The sequence below is a fragment of the Tumidithrix elongata BACA0141 genome, assembly GCF_036349135.1.
Taxonomy (GTDB): domain Bacteria; phylum Cyanobacteriota; class Cyanobacteriia; order Pseudanabaenales; family Pseudanabaenaceae; genus Tumidithrix; species Tumidithrix elongata.
The window spans coordinates 1-20117 of the sequence record NZ_JAZBJZ010000099.1 but is presented as its reverse complement, the minus strand read 5'-3'; the positions used below and the strand labels follow the sequence as shown (position 1 = coordinate 20117).

General features: G+C 43.0%; 18 protein-coding genes and 2 pseudogenes. 10 read left to right on the top strand and 10 right to left on the bottom strand.

The window, feature by feature from the left end; translation table 11 throughout:
- Positions 1-25 precede the first annotated feature (25 nt).
- The 5 genes and pseudogenes from V2H45_RS19435 to V2H45_RS19415 all read right to left on the bottom strand — a co-directional run bounded on the left by V2H45_RS19435 (position 26) and on the right by V2H45_RS19415 (position 4148).
- Positions 26-262, bottom strand: a complete 237-nt coding sequence (locus V2H45_RS19435) for a helix-turn-helix domain-containing protein (protein WP_330485335.1) — start codon at positions 260-262, stop codon at positions 26-28.
- Between the two features lie 28 nt (positions 263-290).
- Positions 291-2600 (bottom strand): chloride channel protein, encoded by a 2310-nt coding sequence (locus tag V2H45_RS19430; RefSeq protein WP_330485334.1) that lies wholly within the window; start codon positions 2598-2600, stop codon positions 291-293.
- A 455-nt stretch (positions 2601-3055) separates the two neighbouring features.
- Positions 3056-3606 (bottom strand): annotated as a pseudogene (locus V2H45_RS25690) (polyphosphate kinase 2 family protein); the annotation flags it as partial.
- Positions 3531-3947: a P-type ATPase gene (locus V2H45_RS19420; protein WP_408648837.1), complete on the bottom strand. Its 417-nt coding sequence runs from the start codon at positions 3945-3947 to the stop codon at positions 3531-3533. The gene V2H45_RS19420 and the pseudogene V2H45_RS25690, both read right to left, overlap by 76 nt.
- A gap of 66 nt (positions 3948-4013) precedes the next feature.
- Positions 4014-4148, bottom strand: coding sequence for a cation-transporting P-type ATPase (locus V2H45_RS19415; RefSeq protein WP_330485332.1), 135 nt, complete (start codon positions 4146-4148; stop codon positions 4014-4016).
- A 297-nt stretch (positions 4149-4445) separates the two neighbouring features.
- On the opposite strand from V2H45_RS19415, the gene V2H45_RS19410 reads away from it, so the two are divergent.
- From V2H45_RS19410 to V2H45_RS19380, 7 genes are all read left to right on the top strand, one after another.
- A complete protein-coding gene (locus V2H45_RS19410; RefSeq protein WP_330485331.1) occupies positions 4446-5060 on the top strand; it encodes a recombinase family protein in 615 nt (204 codons plus the stop codon).
- The gene (locus V2H45_RS19405; RefSeq protein WP_330485330.1) at positions 5048-5227 is read left to right on the top strand and encodes a hypothetical protein; all 180 of its coding nucleotides are present in this window, start codon (positions 5048-5050) and stop codon (positions 5225-5227) included. The genes V2H45_RS19410 and V2H45_RS19405 overlap by 13 nt, the downstream gene beginning before the upstream one ends.
- An 82-nt stretch (positions 5228-5309) precedes the next feature.
- On the top strand, positions 5310-7106 hold the full coding sequence (locus V2H45_RS19400) for a DUF389 domain-containing protein (RefSeq protein WP_330485329.1): 1797 nt from the start codon (positions 5310-5312) through the stop codon (positions 7104-7106).
- Between the two features lie 109 nt (positions 7107-7215).
- A complete protein-coding gene (locus V2H45_RS19395) occupies positions 7216-7410 on the top strand; it encodes a hypothetical protein (RefSeq protein WP_330485328.1) in 195 nt (64 codons plus the stop codon).
- A gap of 229 nt (positions 7411-7639) precedes the next feature.
- Entirely contained in the window at positions 7640-10399 is a 2760-nt protein-coding gene (locus tag V2H45_RS19390) for a cation-translocating P-type ATPase (RefSeq protein ID WP_330485327.1), read from the top strand.
- A 240-nt stretch (positions 10400-10639) separates the two neighbouring features.
- Positions 10640-11971, top strand: coding sequence for a glycosyltransferase (locus V2H45_RS19385; protein WP_330485326.1), 1332 nt, complete (start codon positions 10640-10642; stop codon positions 11969-11971).
- A 153-nt stretch (positions 11972-12124) separates the two neighbouring features.
- A complete protein-coding gene (locus tag V2H45_RS19380; protein ID WP_330485325.1) occupies positions 12125-12802 on the top strand; it encodes a hypothetical protein in 678 nt (225 codons plus the stop codon).
- 53 nt (positions 12803-12855) lie between these two features.
- On the opposite strand, the gene V2H45_RS19375 is transcribed toward V2H45_RS19380, so the two are convergent.
- The gene (locus tag V2H45_RS19375; protein WP_330485324.1) at positions 12856-14256 is read right to left on the bottom strand and encodes a sensor histidine kinase; all 1401 of its coding nucleotides are present in this window, start codon (positions 14254-14256) and stop codon (positions 12856-12858) included.
- Between the two features lie 3 nt (positions 14257-14259).
- Between V2H45_RS19375 and V2H45_RS19370 the strand changes: the two genes are divergently transcribed.
- Positions 14260-14946, top strand: a complete 687-nt coding sequence (locus V2H45_RS19370; protein ID WP_330485323.1) for a response regulator transcription factor — start codon at positions 14260-14262, stop codon at positions 14944-14946.
- Positions 14947-15063: 117 nt separating this feature from the next.
- Positions 15064-15936, top strand: coding sequence for an HAD-IIB family hydrolase (locus V2H45_RS19365; RefSeq protein ID WP_330485322.1), 873 nt, complete (start codon positions 15064-15066; stop codon positions 15934-15936).
- Between the two features lie 178 nt (positions 15937-16114).
- On the opposite strand, the pseudogene V2H45_RS19360 reads toward V2H45_RS19365, so the two are convergent.
- Positions 16115-16351: pseudogene (locus tag V2H45_RS19360) on the bottom strand (transposase).
- Positions 16352-16862: 511 nt separating this feature from the next.
- Positions 16863-17477 (bottom strand): Uma2 family endonuclease, encoded by a 615-nt coding sequence (locus V2H45_RS19355; protein ID WP_330485321.1) that lies wholly within the window; start codon positions 17475-17477, stop codon positions 16863-16865.
- Between the two features lie 411 nt (positions 17478-17888).
- Here V2H45_RS19355 and V2H45_RS19350 point away from each other — a divergent pair, with 411 nt between their 5' ends.
- Positions 17889-18071, top strand: coding sequence for a hypothetical protein (locus tag V2H45_RS19350; RefSeq protein ID WP_330485320.1), 183 nt, complete (start codon positions 17889-17891; stop codon positions 18069-18071).
- Here V2H45_RS19350 and V2H45_RS19345 read toward each other — a convergent pair.
- Both V2H45_RS19345 and V2H45_RS19340 read right to left on the bottom strand, forming a co-directional pair.
- Positions 18068-19654: an MDR family MFS transporter gene (locus tag V2H45_RS19345; RefSeq protein WP_408648836.1), complete on the bottom strand. Its 1587-nt coding sequence runs from the start codon at positions 19652-19654 to the stop codon at positions 18068-18070. The two genes, V2H45_RS19350 and V2H45_RS19345, sit on opposite strands and share 4 nt — an antisense overlap.
- A gap of 40 nt (positions 19655-19694) precedes the next feature.
- A partial coding sequence (locus tag V2H45_RS19340; RefSeq protein ID WP_330485318.1) for an efflux RND transporter periplasmic adaptor subunit occupies positions 19695-20117 on the bottom strand: 423 nt, incomplete at its 5' end.

The following is a 20117-nucleotide window of genomic DNA, read 5'->3' as shown; positions in this document are numbered from 1 at the left end:
ACCTATAACTTTGGGGGCTTTTTTTCTACCCTAAACTTCTCAAACACGCTCTTAACCACCGTTCCCGCCACAACCTTGCCATGTCTCGACTGATAGACAACTTTCTACCTATTTCCCGATGATTACATCCTTCGTCGGCAAGTAAGATGATTTTGGCTCTCAAGGCTATTTGCTGGGGCGTGTTATGACGATTGGCGATTTGTTGAAGATCCCGACGTTCGGTTTCATTTAACTTTAAGGGTGTAGGGGCTGATCTGGGCATAGCTCTTCTCTTTCATTTAGCTCACCTTCTATAGGGTAGCCCTATTTCCGCCCTGCTGTACTAGTGCGGGTAAAAGTTGAATTACTTCTTGAGTATTGGAACCACCTGCAATTGGCACTAACCAGCGATCAAAATGGGGTAAACTGCCTAGTTTGACTAGCACTACGCTGCATGTTGCCTGGAGAATAATGGTATCTACAACTTGGCTAAAAATCCGTCCGGGCGTAGTTGTGTTGCCCTTCCATCCCATGATTACCAGATCGACATGTCGTTCCTTAATAGATTGTAGAATTTCACTGGAGAGATCGTGAGCAACCCGAATCTGAGTGTGAATAGGAATCTCCCATGCCTGAGCTAATTGTATTGCCGACCACAATAACTGTTGACCAAGGACTTTACTGACTTTTGCCTCTGTGAGAGACTGATGACGAGGTACTACAATTATATGTAGGCATTCGATTTCGTAGTGGCGATCGTGGGCAATTGCTACTGCCATCTCTAACAAAGTATTGGCAGTTTTGGGATTAATCAACGGTACGAGAATGCGTCCTTGACCAGTTTCAGGCGAACGAGTCTGATAAATCACCTGAGATTGAGTGGATTGATGACGCGCTAGATTTTCTTCACCACTTAAATGGGCTGCTTCCACTCGAATGATATCGCTACGAGTGATAATGCCTACTAAACGACGTCCTTCAATCACGGGTAGACTGCTTAAGTTGTGACGATCCAATAGGTGTACAACATGGGCGAGGGTATCGTCTGGACTGGTGGTGAATGGTTCAGGAGTCATGACATCAGCTACAGTGCAATCACCTCTTAGACCCCGTTCAGAAACATTGGAAATATCTTTCTGGGTCAATATACCGACTAATTTCCCCTTCTCCAGCACTGGAAAGCCTCGATGTGATGACTGCGAAAAAGCTTGTAAAGCTTCTTCCAAACTTAGCTGACTAGAGAGCGTTTCTACTCGGCGCTGCATCACGTCATCCGCTGTCAGCTCAGCCCAAGCCTCCTTGGGTGCTAAATCCTTAGCTAGGTGAATACCTTTGAATTCCAGTAAGCGATCGTAGAGCGAACCTGCTTCGACCAACTCTCCAACTAGGTATGCAGTCACAGAAACAATCATTAGTGGCAAGACCAGATTAAAATCAGTCGTCATCTCGAAAACAATAATCATTCCAGTAATCGGCACGCGGGCAACGCCACAGAAAAAGGCTCCCATGCCCACACGGGCATAGGTCTCTGCCGCACTCAGTCCCAGCCAATGATATTCCCAAGTGCCAACTAGATAGCCCAAGGCTGCTCCCAATGTCATACTAGGGACTAACAAACCACCTGGAGCTCCAGAGCCAAAAGTAATCAAGATTAACAGAAACTCAAAGCAAAATATGAAGGCAACCAGTTGCCAGTTTGTCTCTCCAGTTAGCAAAAGTTGTCGCAGTCCAGCATGATCTCGCAGCTCTATTGGAAGCGTAGAAAGCGCAATTCCTGTAACCAATCCAGCAAACCCAATCCGCCAAGGCAAACTGACGTTGAGAAAACGGTGGTAGAGAGCAAGGCTGAATAATATGCCTCGGTTAAACCAAGCACCCAGTAACCCTGCTAAAATCCCTAGGAGTAAATAAAAAGGGATTTCGGGGGCTGAAAAACTGGTATGCGCAGTAATAAGATGTAAATCTAAGTTCAAGCTGTGCGAACCAGAGATCCGAGCGACGATGGACGCGATAAAGGATGCTAAAATGGCCGTTCCCAAAGTAATGCCAGAGACATCTTGAAGCAATTCTTCAACTACGAACAGCACCCCTGCAATGGGGGCGTCAAAGGCAGCAGCTAGTCCAGCTCCAGCTCCAGCGGCAATTAACTGACGGCGATGGTCAGGAGAAGTGGGAAACCACCGACTGAGCTGATTGGCTAGAGATGCTCCAATTTGTACCGTTGGACCTTCTTTGCCCAAGGGCATTCCTGATGCTAGAACCAGCGTTGTACTGATCAGTTTTACTAAGGCAATGCGTAGATTGAGTGGCATTGGAACTTTTGCCAAGACAGCTTTAACTTCAAGCATGCCACTTCCTCCTGCCTGAGGAGCAAAGCGATCTACCAGCCATCCTGATAACAATCCTGCGATCAGACCGATCGCAGGTAGCGCCATGTAGACGGGAATCCAGTGAGCCAAAGTGCGTCGCCACCCCCCCAACCAGCCAACTCCCTCCCCTAGTAGGAGAGCAGCTAATCCTGACACTAAACCAATCAAACAGGCTTCAAAAATAGCAAGTCGCTTTGGGCGTACTAACGCACGGGAAACCCGTTTCCAAATGATATGACTGATTTTTGTCATGATGACTCAGAAATTAGCTTGGGCAAGTGATATCAATAGAAGGAAGCAAGCCTGCATGAATAGGTTTAACAACAATACAACTCTATGACAAAACTACCGTAATTGGTTAGCAGCCCCAATTGGCATGGGCGAAAAGTGTAATGCCGATTTGTATTTAAACATGTCACGAGCCGAGAAATTAAAGGATGTATCATGAGAAAAACTAAGGGTCTCAACTTGTTGTAAAATCTAACTTGCGGGAAGAGAAATCAGTTAGCCAAGAATTAATCAATCTAATATGGTTTTCTATTTTTATCAAAGGTTTTGAAATAAAAAGATGAGCAATCGGGGTTTTCACATATTGCTGTGGACAGCATTAAAGCTTGAGGAAAGTTGGAAAAATTAAGGTACTCAGAACTTCAGTCTACTATAAATCTCGTCTGTGTATTCTTGGCTAACTGCAATAGTTACCTATTTTATTTATGGCTCTCCAGAATTTCCTTCGCATTTAAAAGCCCTTGATGTTGCTCTTTACTGAGCGTAGGATATTTGAGGTTCAGTTCCTTTAACTGAGTGTAAATGATACCAGCCACAACCAGACGAGTAAACCATTTGCGATTGGCGGGGATAACGTACCAAGGAGCATATTTTGTACTTGTGTGATTGAACATATCCTCATAGACACTCATATAGTCATCCCAAAATCTGCGCTCTTTCGCATCATTTACAGAGAACTTCCAATTCTTTTCAGGGCGATTAATCCGTTCTAGAAAGCGTTCTTTCTGCTCATCTTTAGATGCATTTAGGAAAAACTTGAGGGTGACGTCCCATTATTGACCAGATGCTTCTCAAAATTGTTGATTTCTTCAAAACAGCACTTCCAAATATCATTATCAATTAAACTAACAGTGAGCGGTCGCTGCTCTAGGATTTCTGGATGCACTCTTGTTACTAAGATTTCTTCGTAATAAGAGCGATTAAAAATTCCAATTCGTCCTCTTTCGGGTAAAGCTGTAGAACATTGCCAATCTTATGTTCTACAGGTAGCGATTCCCCCGTTAATGCCGATTGGTCAACCTGTGCGGGATCGCCTGACAAAAATCGCACATCTGCTGGCACAATGTCACCCAACCGTAAGCGAATCAGGTCGCCAGCAACAAGATCTTTAGCAGGAATAGCCCCCCATTGGTTATCGCGTTTAACCTTCGCTTTGAGGGCAAGCTTTGCTTTGAGGGCAGCGATCGCATTGCCCGCCTGAAACTCTTCCCAAAATCCCACCACGCCATTACCAATCAGCAGTAACAGAATAATTCCAAAATCAACCCAGTCACCGACTACTGCTGAGAGAATTGCTGCCGCCTCGATCATCCATGCGATCGGCCCCCAAAAATGCGATAGAAACTGCACGATCGGGCTAATCGTTTCTTCAGGTAATTAGTTCTCGCCATCTTGTAATAGCCGCTTTTTTGCCTCTGTCTGACTCAATCCCCGATCTGAGGTACTTAGTTGCTTTTGTAACACTTCTAACGATAGATGCGAAAGCGATTCCGAATCGGGAGATATAGTCATGAGATGACTCCTCTATGGTGTAAACGGGGAATTAGGGGAAAATTGTACGCTATGGCTGGAACTATCTCTCAGAGACACTTCTGTATGATGGGGATTGTGCCTTCAATTTATAAATCAATAGCAATGTAGAGCATTGATGGCTGACTCAAATTTCCTCATGCAAGAGTGCGGAAAGTACACTTTCTGCACTCCTCATTTACTTGATGTGACTCAACGAGTTTACGTTAATTTCTAGTGCTAAAACCTTTGCTATAATCATCGTGCAGATACTTTATACATGAGTTAAGATCTTGCACTGTGGACACTTCAACTCCCATCGAACCGAAAACATCACCAAATCGGATCGGCTATGCTCGTGTCAGTAGCATCGGTCAAAATCTTGATTCGCAGATGGATGCTTTGAAGCAAGCTGGTTGCATTAAAATCTTTACTCACAAGTTAACTGGTTCGCGGCTGGAGCGACCTAGATGGGATGATTTGCTGAAATATATTCGCCCAGATGATACTTTAGTTGTCACTGAACTAAGTCGGATGACCCGTTCGTTACTCCATCTGCTCGAAACGGCTAAGATTTTGGAACAACGTCAGATTAACTTGTTGTCATTGCGAGAGAGTATTGATACCACGACAGCTACAGGTCGCTGTTTTCTGTCAATGATGGGGGCTATCCATCAGATGGAGCGGGAATTACGTGCCGAGCGAGCTTCAGCAGGAAGAATTTCAGCTAAAGCTAGAGGCAGAACGGGTGGAAGACCCCGAACCGATGTTGCTAAACTGGAGAACGCGAGGATCTTGTATCAAAATTCTGGGAAGACAGCCGCTGAGGTTTGTAAAGTCGCAGGTGTAATGAACACTTGCTTGGTTTTATTCGATTCGATCATCAACGTCCATCAGAGAAAGTGCTGGTACTAGCCAATTTTGATGTCAATCCGCAATATCTGGACTTGTCGGCATTAAGTCATACAGGTTTTAGCGTTTATAGTCGGTTTATCGATTTATATAGTGGCAAAAAGCCATCTCAACATGATGCGCGCATTGTTATTCAGGGGTATCAGTTTTACTGGCTGACAGCGACATAATCTCTTACTTTATTATCAATAATTCCTTACGCATACAGTCAAACGAAAACCACTTATAGAAAAGGAAAGAGAGAAAGTCCTTATGAGTAAGTCCGACAAAAATCCAACTCTATGGCAAAACTACCGTAATTGGTTGGCAACGCAAATGGGCGTGGACGAGGAGCGGAAAGTCGAGGTGTACTTAGAAATCTCGCAGGCTGCCACATTACGGGATGCATCCTACTGGCTTCAGGTTGTTTTTGCCGCAGGTATCGCTACCCTAGGTCTTGTTCTCAACAGTCCTGCAGTAATTATTGGAGCCATGCTAATTTCTCCACTCATGGGACCAATTCTGGCACTAGGCTTGGCATTAGCAACAGGAGATTTTGTATTACTTGCCCGAGCGATCGCGAACCTCACCTTAAGTTGTTCGGTTGCCATTAGTTTTGCGGTACTTCTCATCTCCACACTCCCTTTTAAGGAAATAACCAGCGAAATCTTAGGACGTACCCAACCAAATACCCTCGATCTAGGCATCGCCTTATTTTCAGGAGCGGTTGGCGCATTAGCCACCTGCCGTCCGATTAAAGGAGTCGTTAATTCAATCCCGGGAGCCGCGATCGCGGTTGCCTTAATGCCGCCTCTATGTGTTGTCGGCTATGGCATTGGTATTGCCTTGAGCCAAAATCTGACGGATGGACTCCAAACTGCAAGAGGTGGAGGGTTGCTATTTCTGACCAATCTGGTCGCGATCGCCTTCTCATCATTGCTCGTCTTTCTAGCTTTGCACATCGATACAGATGCAGTGCGAGAAACGGTCAAGACCTGGGAAACAAACGATTTAGAAAGCCGCACCGTTCAGGATTTTTTGGGCAGCTATCCTTTTTTAAAACGTTTGCGCCCGATCGGTGGGTTGCAGGGGAGATTGCTGGTGGGCTTGTTTGCACTTTTAGCACTTTTAGTTCCCCTCAGCAGTGCTTTTGGCAAATTGGGTGATGAAGTCGTGCAAAAGCAAAGACAGAACTTCCTGCGACGCACCGTAACGGAGGTTTGGCAACGAGACTTTGGCACGCTCCCTGACGGACAACCACGCTCCTCGATCGAACGAATTACCGTGCGCGAACAGGATCGGCTAATGACCTTGCAGATCAATGTTTTTACGAGCAAACTTTATTCCCCATTGGAGAAGGAGCGTTATATACGGGAACTCGCTCAAAGGTTCGACAAAGTTCCGCAACAAATCCAATTTACCCTAATTGAGATTCCGACTGCATCCAACGAAATTCTGGCTAAAAAAGAAGAAGTATGGTCGTCCGTAGAAGTAAAACCACCTAGTTTCAGCGAGTTGCAGGGAAATCTCTTACAGCAGCTAAACCTATCGCTTGCCGATCTGGCATTGCCACCGCAGGTTCGGTTACTAGACTATGCGATGACTATGGGTAAAACCCAGCCTATGCTTGTGACGATCGCCTACCTTAGCGATCGCGATATCAGCGAGGATGCGCGATCGTTAGTCTTTCGAGATATTCGCAACCGTTTGGGTATCGAAGATGCAAATGTAAGGTTGGAACGTATTGATGCGTTGGCAGGAGAAATCTTATTTGAGGTAGATAAATCTACACTTCCTACCTCCGCAAACAGTACGTTAGATCGAGTCGGTAATCTTTTGAAACGATATCCTTCGCTTCGTCTGACTGTCTCGGTTTCACGGCATAGTTCGGAAAAAATTAATTTCGAGCAATTGCGATATAGAGCGATCGCGTTATACCTACAGACCAATTGGCAAATCGGGCAGGATCGCCTCAGCCTCGTCAACCGTGCGAGTTTTTCTGGTGCAACTACCTGGCTCGAATTGCCACAGGATGGTAGAACCTTATTGCACTTGACGGTAAAGAATTAATTCTAATCGTGTTGTCCTATCGAATACCTCCCGATTTCTCCCCGTTTTATCCTCATTTTCTTAACTATGGGAAAGATAATCTATCCGTATTGTTAATCAAAATGCGGACATGACTATCAAAGGATCGAGACAGCCCCATTTGGAAACTGAAATCTTAGCGCGAAGTTTATCCTCTGTAATCAACACGCAACGTCGATATGCCCTCATTTCCGTCCACGAAGATCCATCTGTTCAACTTGGTAAAGATGGTGCGAGCGGTCAAAATTTATACGTTAAATCATTGGGGCTATCGCTGGCAAAATAAGTTTGTCAAGTCGTGATGTTTACCCGACGCGAATCTCCCGCTCGACCTGATGTTATCGAGTATGCAAATGGCTGTCGTACGCTTCGTCTCATCGCAGGAGCGACCAATTTATTCACCGTGACGAATTATTTCCTTATCTGCCCCAATTTTGAGAGGCTTAGTAAAATTTCAGCAACTAAATGGATTCACTCACAGTTATTCGATCCCTATTCATTCAAGTATTTAGTCTATGACACTTTCTAATATTGAAAACCTATTTAAGCAGCAGTGGCATCAGAAATCTACTGCTGATACCGCCAAAATTCTAGAGACAGATTTAGCAATAGGATTATCAAAAACTGAAGTAGCTGAACGTCAAGAGCTTTATGGGGTTAATGAAATCAAGGGTAAAGTAGGGAAAAGCGCCATTTCTCGTTTCCTGAATGAATTTAATCAACCCTTAATTTATATTTTGTTGGTGGCTGGTATCGTGACGCTACTACTCAAGGACTGGGTAGATGCGAGTGTAATTCTCGGTGTGATGGTGATTAATGCTGTAATTGGCTTTATCCAAGCATCGAAAGCAGAAAATGCGATCGCGGCTCTAGCCAAATCTGTAACCACTGAAGCCACGATCGTTCGCGATGGACAGAAAGTGCAGATTAATTCCCGCGAACTGGTATTGGGAGATCTGGTGTTGCTGACCTCTGGTGACAAAGTACCTGCTGACCTACGGCTAGTGGCAGTGCGTGACTTGCAAGTAAGTGAATCTGCTTTAACAGGGGAATCAGTTCCCGTTCAAAAAGCAATTGAAGCGCTAGATGCTGATACGGTTTTAGCCGATCGCCGTAACATGGTTTATGGAAGTAGCTTGGTGACATTCGGAACCGCCAAGGGAATTGTAGTAGCGATCGCCAATCAAACTGAAATTGGGCGTATTTCGCAATTAATAGAGCAGAATACAGAGCTAGAGACTCCCCTCACGCGCAAGATCGAGCAATTTAGCAAGAGTCTTTTGTACGTCATCTTGGGATTAGCCGCCTTTATGTTTGTGGTGGTGATGGGCAAAGGTGGAACTTGGACAGAGGGCTTTAAATCCGCTGTCGCCCTAGCCGTGAGTGCGATCCCTGAAGGACTTCCCGCCGTAGTGACCGTCACCTTAGCGATCGGCGTAGAACGAATGACAAAGCAACACGCGATTATTCGGAAGCTACCAGCCGTAGAAACCCTTGGTAGTACGACTGTAATTTGTTCTGACAAAACGGGGACACTCACCGAAAATCAGATGACTGTACAAGCAATCTATGCTGGAAATCATTCCTATGGGGTTAGTGGAGTTGGCTATGAGTCGCAAGGTGCGATTTTACAAGAGCAGCATCCCATAGAAATCGATCGGTTGCCGGCATTGCGGGAATGCCTAAAGTGTGGTTTATTATGCAATGACTCCCATATCCAAACCAAAGATGGACAGTTGACTGTAGCAGGCGATCCAACTGAAGGTGCATTAATTGTTTCGGCACAAAAAGTGGGATTGACATTACAGGATCTAGAACAGGAACAAACAAGGCTAGACACTATTCCCTTTGAGTCACAGTTTCAATATATGGCAACTTTGCATCAGCGTAAGGAGGATGGACAAGATACCGATCGCCACATAGTTTATATCAAGGGTTCGGCGGAATCAATTCTGAAACGATGTCATCGTCAACTGGATGCAAATGGAGAATTAATCGACTTAGAACGTCAGCAAATTGAGGAAACTATCGATCGGATGGCTTCTCAAGGTTTGCGAGTACTCGCTTTTGCGAAGAAAGAAATTTCCGATCGATTTCAGGCGATCGATCATGAAGATATTCAGACTGGGCTAGTATTTCTAGGACTTCAAGGGATGATCGATCCACCACGAGCCGAAGCGATCGCCGCTGTGCGTACTTGTCATTCTGTAGGCATCCAAGTCAAAATGATTACGGGTGACCATGCACTTACTGCCGCCGCGATCGCGCGACAAATGGGATTCAGCCAAGATGAGAAGCCCCTTGTGTTTACTGGTAAGCAGCTTTCTCAAATGGACGATCGAGAACTAGCAGATGCGGTGGAAAAGAGTAACGTTTTTGCGCGGATTGCACCTGAACAAAAACTGCGCCTAGTCACAGCCTTACAGTCGAAAGGCGAAATTGTTGCCATGACAGGAGATGGAGTCAATGATGCTCCTGCCTTAAAGAAAGCTGATATTGGCATAGCGATGGGAATTACAGGTACGGAAGTTGCCAAGGAAGCGGCAGATATGATCTTGACTGATGATAACTTTGCCTCGATTGAATTAGCAATCGAAGAAGGACGCACGGTTTATGGCAATCTGCTAAAAACGATTGGATTTATTCTCCCCGTCAACGGTGGTGAAGCCCTGACCATATTAGTGGGAATCTTAGCGGCTACTTCTTTGCCAATTTTGCCTGTGCAGATCCTCTGGGTAAATATGGTTAGTTCTGTTGCCCTAAGCGCCACGCTTGCTTTTGAGCCAAAATCGACTGACACCATGCGGCGATCGCCCCGCAGTCCTCACGAACCAATATTAACTCCAAAATTACTATGGCGCATCCTGATTATTTCTGCCTTTAATCTAATTGCTGTATTTGGTGTTTTTGAATGGATTTGGCAAACTACTAGCAATCTCGACTTAGCGCGAACTATGGCAGTACATACCCTCGTTTCCGCCGAAACTTTCTATCTATTGAGTATTAGTCAATGTATTCCATCTCTGTTCGCTTATTTCCAAAATCGCTATTCAAAAAATCTCGTAAAAAATTGCAATTTAAAAATTGCCTATATCCCTGCGATCGGTGTGGCTTGCGTTTTCATCTTTCAAGTTTTCTTTAGCCAGTTACCTTTCGTCAATCCTCTATTTCATACTCAACCACTCAGTATGATGCAAGCATTGATTTGCATCAGTGCAGGTGTTCCTGTGATATTACCTGCACTATTTTTAAAGCGATTTGCACCGCTTAATTAAATGAATGGGAGTTTGTGGCTTGGACTACCAAGTCTAAGACAGAAAATAATTCTGCGTTCGTATAAATGGGAAATGGATAGAAGTAAGCATAAGACGAAGAAGGAAGTCCCGATCGATCTAACTTAAATTACTCCTAACATAGAAACGCGATCGCCGCCCTCCCGATCCCCCCCCGTTTTATCCTCATTTTCTTAACTATAGGAAAGATAATCTATCCGTATTGTTAATCAAAATGCGGACATGACTATCAAACTATTGAGACATCCCCATTTGGAAACTGAAATTTTAGAGCGAAATCTATCCTCTACAATTGACAGGCAACGTCGATATGCTCTCATTTCCGTCCATGGAGATCCATCTGTTCAACTCGGCAAAGATGGTGCGGGTGGTCAAAATTTATACGTTAAATCATTGGGGTTATCGCTGGCAAAACGAGGTTGTCAAGTTGATATGTTTACTCGTCGCGAATCTTCCGATCGGCCCGATATTATCGAGCATGCAAACGGATGCCGTACGATTCGTCTTACTGCAGGTCCGACCAAATTTATTCACCGCGATGAATTATTTCCTTATCTACCCGAATTTTTAGAAGCATGGTTAAAATTCCAACAACAAACTGGAACTACCTACGATCTAATTCATTCTAATTATTGGCTTTCTGGATGGGTGGCGCTACAGCTGCGATCTCGTCTTGGCATTCCTCAAGTGCATACTTATCACTCTGTGGGAGCCGTTAAATACAAGGCAATGGATATAGTGCCAAAGATAGCTCTTTCTCGTTTAGGCATAGAGTGGGCTTGTTTAGAACAATCAGATTGTGTAGTTGCAACCAGTTTAAAAGAGAAACAAGATCTACGGCAATTGGTTTCTCAGCAAGGCCAGATTCAAGTAATTCCCTGTAGTATTGATATTCAGCATTTCTCTCAGGTAGATAAAGTACACGCAAGGCAACAATTGGGAATTCCTGATAATCAGAAAATGATTCTTTATGTCGGTCGTTTTGACGAACGCAAAGGCATAGAAGTTTTGGTTAGAGCCTGTGCCCAACTGCCAAGCATACTCAAGGATCGATGCCAAATCTATCTTGTGGGCGGTAGTCATAAAAATGCTGTGGATACAGTCGAACAACAGCGCATTCGTAGTTTAGTCACTGAGTTAGACTTAAACAATATCACTACATTTACAGGATCGATCGATCAAACCCATTTGCCTACCTATTACGCAGCAGCGGATATTTGTGTTGTTCCCAGCTATTATGAGCCTTTTGGCTTGGTGGCGATCGAAGCAATGGCAGCGAGAACTCCTCTGATTGCCAGTAAGGTGGGCGGATTGCAAGAGACAGTTCTTGATGGCGAAACAGGCTTACTAGTCCCACCAAGAGATCCAGAAGCCCTGTCAAATGCGATTACCAGACTGCTGAGCGAACCGCAAACTGCCAGATCGATGGGAATATCTGGTTACGAACGGGTGTGTTCTCAGTTTGGTCAAAGGGCAGTTGCTGAAAAGATGCATCTTCTTTATGACTCTCTAATTTATAAAAATAAATTCTCTCAGTCCAATCACTATATATAGCAGTTTTCAAGCAAATACGGACGGAATTTACAATCAATGGAAGTGCTGAAATTCCTGTCTCTTTAACCTTTCTCTGTCATTTCATGATATCCACGTAAATATGAAAACCGCGATATCATCACGACTTATTATTACTCGAAAATAGGTGAATCGATGCAATTAGATACCTTATATTTACGACAATCCGAACTAATTCAAACGCAGAAAATCGTTCAAGCGATTTTTGTGGGCGGACAATCTTTTTCGGTTAGCGGGGAGGGCTATAGCCCTCATGGCAATATCTATTGCGACCGCCAACAGATCGATCCTTGGTTGTTTCCTGGATTAGAAGAATGCTTAATTGCAGGACTACTGTGCAATAACTCGAAGTTAGTTAAGAAAGAAAAGAAGTGGATGGCTGTTGGCGATCCCAATGAAGTGGCGATGATTACACTGGCATACAAAGCAGGATTGGAGCGATCGCAACTGTTAGAAGCTATGCCTCTACTAGACATCATAATTTCGATGGATGGATTTAGTGGAGTGGTAACCCTACATAAAGTCATTCCTATCCTTAAGAGGAATTCTAAGCATCATCATGTCATGTATGGTAGGAGCCTAGTAGATAAGGTTCTTGCCCATTGTGAATGGATGACCAATTTAAACGGTCAAAAAATGTGGATTAATTTGCCAGAAATAGAGCAAACAATCGCAGATATGAAAAACAAAGGTTTAGATCCCATTATCTTGACGAAAAAGTATGTTCCTCCTACCTATGACAATTTAAGTTTGCTAGATTTTCATTCTGGACTAATATTTATGGGCATCCAAGGTGTCATGGAGTTGAAATAATTCGATAATCCCCAGTAATTCGCTCTGCATTTTGAATGATTTTTGCACTCAAATCATTCAATAGTATCTCTTGAAAGTTGAGAAGGAGATGACTGCGGTTGTGGGATGTGAATTGTAAAAGTTGTACCCGCACCAGTATGACTATCTACCATAATCTTACCTTGGTGTAAATCGAGGCAACGCTTGACTAAAGCTAGACCTAGACCAGTTCCTACAATTCCTCTGGCATTTGCACCACGACTGAATGGTTCAAATAAAATAGTTTGAGTCTCTGAAGAAATGCCCATTCCTTCGTCTTTAATCTGAAAGGTAATCATGTCTACTTGTCCGTTCAAAACAAAGTCAATATTGCTGCCAATGGGAGAGTATTTGATTGCATTGGATAGGAGATTGCTCAATACAGAATAGATCGACACCTCATCAAGCCAGCCATGAGTGCGATTGCCTAGATCGATTAGCTTGATCGTATGCTGAAAGCGATCGCTTAACTGCATATCTTCGACCAAATTCAGACAAAAAGACTGAAGTTCTACCCAACTAGGATTATATTCTAACTTTCCCGCATCAGCACGGGCTATGGTTAAGACATCGGCAAGCATATGCTTCATAGATTTTGCGGAAGATTCAATTCTTGTCAAACTTCGCAATTGCAATTGCTCAACTCGATTTTCTAGATTATCTTTGAGCAACTGAGCCGATCCTAAAATTACGCTTAAGGGTGTCCGAAATTCATGAGATACCAATGCTAAAAACTCTAACTTAAGTTCGCTCAATTCTTTCTCTTGTAAAATTTTTCGTTGCATTCTCTCGGCTTTTTGGCGCCTTAATAATTGCTGATAAAATACGATATAAACTATCAGGAAAATCGTAAAACTGAGCATTGTACCGACGTTCTCGATCGCCATCCGATATTGCATATCGTTATTTGAATGCTCTATCCATATTTTTAACGAGCTCTGTTCTTCTGATTGTATGGCTACGAACACCTGCTGTAGAGCTGTCCGATTTTTACTCGTAGCAATCACCATCGGATGATTAGGAGATAGTTCGTTAGGATTGAGATGAAATAAGATATTCGATTTTAGATATAGCTTCTGTCGTTCTTCAATCAGCGATCGCAGTTGCTGTAAATGCTCTTTTTGTGAAGTCCTGCTCTCAAGAGATTGTTCGAGAGCATTAAGGATCTCAAATGCTCTTGCGATCGCAAAATTGTAACGTTCTAACTCAACTTGCGTACCAAATAAAAGATAGCCTCGCCTTCCTGCCTCAGCTTCATTAAGAGTTGCTTGAACTTCAGCAAGATATTCTAAAGTAGTATAGGTTTTTTTAATACGCTCCGTACTCTTAATCAGTTGAATCGCATTTTGATATGAGATCCAACTGATTATGCCCATCAGTAAAAGAGCAGCACATAAGCCACCCACAATCAACTTTTGTTCTAAGTTCCACTTCATACTATGAGAATATTGGTAGTCGAAGATGACATGCAGTTGGCAGACATACTAGCCGAAGCACTGACGAATCAACAGTTTATTGTTGATGTTGCCAATAATGGTGAAATAGCATGGCATAGTTTACAAACTTTAGAATACGATCTAATGATTTTAGATGTTACTTTGCCTAAAATTGATGGACTACGTCTGTGTAGACTATTACGAGAGAGTAATCTTCAACATAATGCAAATACTCCTGTTTTGATGCTAACGGCAAGAGATGCGAGTGCTGATAAAATCTTTGGACTTGATGCTGGAGCCGATGCCTATATGATCAAACCCTTTGATATGGGAGAACTAATGGCACAGGTGAGAGCGCTGATCCGTCGTGGTGGTAAAAGTAGCACTTCGATGTTATCTTGGGGAACCTTATCCCTAAACATTAGTACCTATGAAGTTATCTACGATGGCGAACTGCTATCGTTGACTCCTAAGGAATTTCAACTATTGGAATTACTAGTTTCTAGCGGTCGTCGCGTTCTCAGCCGTCCTGGAATTATTGAACGTCTGTGGTCGCTTGACGATCCACCCAGCGAGGAAGCCGTTAAATCACATATCCGCAGCCTTCGCCAAAAATTCAGACTGATTGGTGCTCCTGACGATCTGATCGAGACCGTGCATGGATTAGGATATCGGCTCAAGCAATTTTGACGATAGAGACTGCTTTACATAGTTATCCCCCCGATTTCTCCCCGATCGCTCCCCAAAATGTATCTTGGTTATCAGTCACGATATATTTTGTTGTCAATGCTTGCTTAAGTCAACTCCATGACGAAATTTACAAATCAATTTCTCTTGATTACAGATTTAGATAATACGCTTGTAGGAGACGATCTCGCAACAAAGGAGTTAAATCAGTATCTTTCCACCAATCGTCAACATTATGTATTGGTTTATGCCACAGGGCGCTCCTACAATTCAGCCCAGCACTTAATGCAAGAACGGGAGCTAATAGAACCTGACTATTGGGTAACAGGGGTTGGGACAGAAATTTATGCACGGGGATATTTAGATCTGACTTGGGCGATTAAAATCAGTACAGATTGGAATAGTGGTGAGATAGCTTCGCTTATTGATGAGCAATTTCCATCACTCAAACCTCAAAACAAGGCAGAACAGAATCCTTGGAAGTTAAGTTTTCATCTAGATTCTCTCGATCGTTCAATATCAAGGCTGCAAGAAGTATGCGAAACTAACACAAAATATTCTGAACTGGAGAATACACCATTTCCAAAATATACTTCACAGTTCGTTATGTTGAAAGAAAGAAAAAGCTGTACGAACGCTACGCTTGAAAAATTGGATGCTAGTTTGAAACGTAAAGGTTTAAATGCTCAAATCGTTTTTAGTAGTAATGTTGATGTTGATATTTTGCCGATAAATGCAAATAAGGGAAATGCCGTCCAATATCTCCAAGAAAAAACAGAAATTGCCCCCTACAGAACTTTGGTATGTGGCGATTCGGGTAATGATATTAGTATGTTTCGGCAAGATACATTTGGAGTAATAGTTAACAATGCTCAAACCGAATTAGTTGAATGGTATCGAGCTTATTCTGATAGGCGTCATTATCTTGCCAATAATTCATACGCTGGTGGTATTTTAGAGGCTATGCAAAAGTTTAATCTCCTTTTTAAATAATGATGCTCTCAAGAATTTCAAGAAGCTTATTTTTAGTGGATCTATCTCTACAGGAATAAGTTTGCCAAACGATTTGTATTGTCATAAGGATCGTGGATTTATTAAGGTGCTGTTCTTTAGAAATAATGGGCATTCTAAAATAATGACTCTACACCATTAGAATTGCAGGTAATTTAGTTCACGATCCTAAGTATAGTGCTTGCCTACTTAGTTGGAACGCAGCCAGATTGAGCACAAAATCCATAGCTTCATGTAAATTTATTGAATTACGAAGCAGTTTGCGAATCCGAGCTTTCAACTAAGCCCAACATTTCTCAATGCGATTTAGGTCAGGTGAATAGGGTGGTAAATAGGGCTTGCTGAAAATGTCATTATGCGGAGATCGAGAGATAGGATACAAAAAGAGAATCAAAATTCGTTAAGATGCGAGGTTTTCTACAGAAAGCTGAAAAATCAAAGTCTTGTTCCAATCTTTCAGGAGCCAAACTTTTCCAGTCAAACGTAAGCAAGGAAAAAGAGAACAATAAAAGCTGCTTGAGCAGCCACTCCAAATTCATCACCAAGAGAGTGAAAGCGATCGCCGTTTCAGAAGTAGCAGTTTACGCAAGGTGATTAAAAATCAACAGATTTTCCCATCTGATGAGGCTGCTTTTACAGTAAATAGCATTCTGATAATCCACAAAATTCATCCTAAAACTAAGCTAAGAATTGACCTTACTGCTCTTATCTTGCAGCAGCTTTGATCGGAGTTTGCTGTAAATTGGTCCATTTGGCGATGCTGAATATCTCTAAAAAGTGAACGATGCCGATTAAGGACTGGAAACCTGCCCTGAATCGCATTGACTTTTTATTTGGAGATCGTCTCCATGCTTGATGTTCAGAGTTTACACAATTTACTTGACACTCGATCGCTTTTATTTGAAAACTTATACCCCTACAGCAAAAACCTGCTCCGCCTTCAAATTCAACTCTGGAAAGGCTAAAGAAATAATGCGATCGCTGCCACGGAACTGTTGCATTTGGTACTCCCCATCCACTAACTGATAGACCGAAAACGTGGGTGTTTTCGGTGAGCCAATATAGCGTCTACCGCCCAATCCCAAATAATCAACAATCCAATATTCTGGGATACCCAATTCCTCATAGTCAATGAACTTATGACCATAATCGTCCCGCCAATTCGAGCTGACAACTTCAATGACAACCCGTATCGATTTCCCCTGAGTAATAGTAGAATGCTTTTTCCATAAAGGTTCTTCATTCAACGAAAACTGATCTAAGACAATCACATCAGGGCTATAGCCCGACTTGTCAGTATCTATAGGTTTGACGATCGCTTGGCGCGGAATAATATAAGGCAGAGACAATCGGTCAATTTCAACACCTAGCTTGACCCCTAGCAACCCTCCAACTTGCTCATGAGTTCCTGTTGGTTGCATTTCAATCACCACCCCATTCCATAGTTCATAGCGACCGTAGCCATCCGGATACCAGTCCAAAAACTCGTCCAGGGTCATTAGTTGAGGAACCGTTTGAACCATTGCACTTACGCTTTTGATGTTTGTGTCACCTTTAAGTATAGTTTAGCGGATGAGGGCACATGGCACCGATTCTGACGAAGATAAGCCATTCTGCCTGAAAGACTTTCATTCATTTGTTTTCAGGGTAAGAACTTCACTTGAAATATTGAAGTCGGAGATTTTTGGATCTCAATTTGGGTTTAAGCCGTAGTTACTGAATGCAGAGCATTTTGGGGTACGACAACGATTCGTTCATTTTAGGTTCATAAGGATGGCTTGACATATCAAAAGACTTGGATGGCTACTTTCGATCGCTTGAGTACGTTCCCAAGGTATTTTGCAAGACTCCGAAGTCATAACTTTTGTTTCTAAATCAAGTCCAGCATTTTTACATGGAGTTTAATATTATTAGGAAATAATTTTTCTAAACTTATGATTACTGCAATCTCCTTAATTGCTTTAGGTGTTGTGTTTAATATTATCCTCATGATTCCTAAATCGAAATTGGTATCTTGTAACACTCCCTGTAAATCCTGTGGATATCAAATCGCCTCGATCGATCGCCTTCCCGCTTTACATGACTGCCCGAACTGTCAACGCATCTATAATTCCTAATGCTCACTGACGGCACCTCGAATAGGTCTAACTTTTTTAAAAAATAGAACTAGCACAGCACTACCAAATAGAGCACACCCGATAAAGAAAAAGCAGTCATTAAATGCCATCACATTCGATTCACGGCGAATGAGGCGATCGATAATGGCGATCGCTTGGTTTTTTGCCTGCACTGCATCACTAGTACGGCTAAGGAATAATTGGGTAAGTTGGTCAATGCGATCGCGAGTCAATGGATTAGCTATGGAAACTGCTTCTCCTAAACGATTGGAATGAAACTTTTCTCGGATCGAAAGTAATGTACCAAGGATGGCAATGCCTATAGAGCCTCCTAAATTACGCCCCATATTAAATAATGCCGATGCCGAGCCAATTTGTTTGGGTTCGATGCCACTCGTTGCTACGCTGGAAAGCGGCGTCATGATTAAGGGTTGTCCGAGGGCTCGAACGATTTGCGACCAGATCAATTGGTCGATACCAGTTTGAGCAGTCATGGTTGAGTTCATAAAGCAGCTAAGACCAAATAGGCTAAGACCTGTGGCAATTAGCAAGCGCAAATCCAATCGCTGCATTAATCTTGGCACTAAGGGTGTAATAAATAGTTGAGGTATGCCAGACCACATAATGGTTTCACCAATTTTCATGGCGTTATAGCCTTGGATTTGTGCCAAATATAAAGGTAAAAGAAAAACTGAACCATACAAGCCTAGCCCTGTTGCTAGATTCACTGCCATTGCCAAACCAAAGTTACGGCGACCAATAAGTCGGAGATTTAATAAGGGTTGTTTATTGGTAAATTGAACGACGATAAAAACAGGTAAGGCGATCGCGGCGACAATGGCAGATCTTTGAATCTCTTCGGAACCCAGCCAGTCCTTGCGATTACCTTCTTCTAAAAAGAATTCTAGTGAAGCCAAACCAATCGCCATGGAGGCAATTCCCCACCAGTCTCCATGTTTGAAGAGTTCCAATTTCATTGGTTTTGCAGCAATAGCATAGTTCACGCCAGCGAGCAGTAGCAGTCCAGGAATCACATTGAGATAGAAGATATACTGCCAGCTAAAGTTATCCGTCAACCAACCACCTACCGTAGGACCGATAGAAGGCGCAAAGGTAGCCGTAACACCAAACATTGCCAAGCCAATGGTTTGTTTCGCAGGCGGAAGCGTGGTCAGGATGACCGTAAAAGCCATCGGAATAAGTACTCCTCCTGTAAATCCTTGTCCTGCCCTAAACCAAATCATCATGGGTAAATTTTGGGCAAATGCACAAGCTATAGAAAAGAGTAAAAAAAGGCTGGCATTTATCAATAAGTAGCGACGGACTGAGAATACCTGACTTAGCCAACCGGTGAGCGGAATTGTTACAATTTCGGACACCAAATACCCTGTAGAAATCCATGAGCCTTCATCAATGGTGGCGCCTAATGCTCCAGTAATGTCATTCAAGGAGGCATTGGTAATTTGAATATCCAGTACTGCCATGAATGCTCCAAGCAGTGTGGACATTACACCAATCCAATCCTTGAGAGAAACTTGGTTTGATGATTGAGTGGCAGTTTGACTACTAGTAGAACTGGTCATCAACTTTCTCTGGTGATTGTGGGTAGCGATCGCCTGTGAATCATTTTGTTTCCACAATGGTAATTACAGACATCCCAGGAACGATTCGAGATTCATAGCCTTTGATACTATCAGGATCAAATACAACTTTAACTGGAACTCGTTGCACGATTTTGGTGAAGTTACCAGTGGCATTATCAGGAGGCAACAGCGCAAACTTGGCTCCCGATCCTGGGGAGAGGCTATCTACTTTTCCATGAAAGATATGGTTGGGGAAAGCATCAATTTTGATTTCTACGGCCTGCCCCGGCTCCATCTTTTGCAGTTGAGTTTCTTTAAAGTTGGCGATTATCCAAGGATTTAACTTCACAACCGACATTAAAGTTTGCCCTGCCTGTACTCGTTGTCCGATCTGTACGTTTTTATTGCCTATAGAACCGATTTGACATCTTTTATAATGGCGAATAAAGACCCTACAATCCTC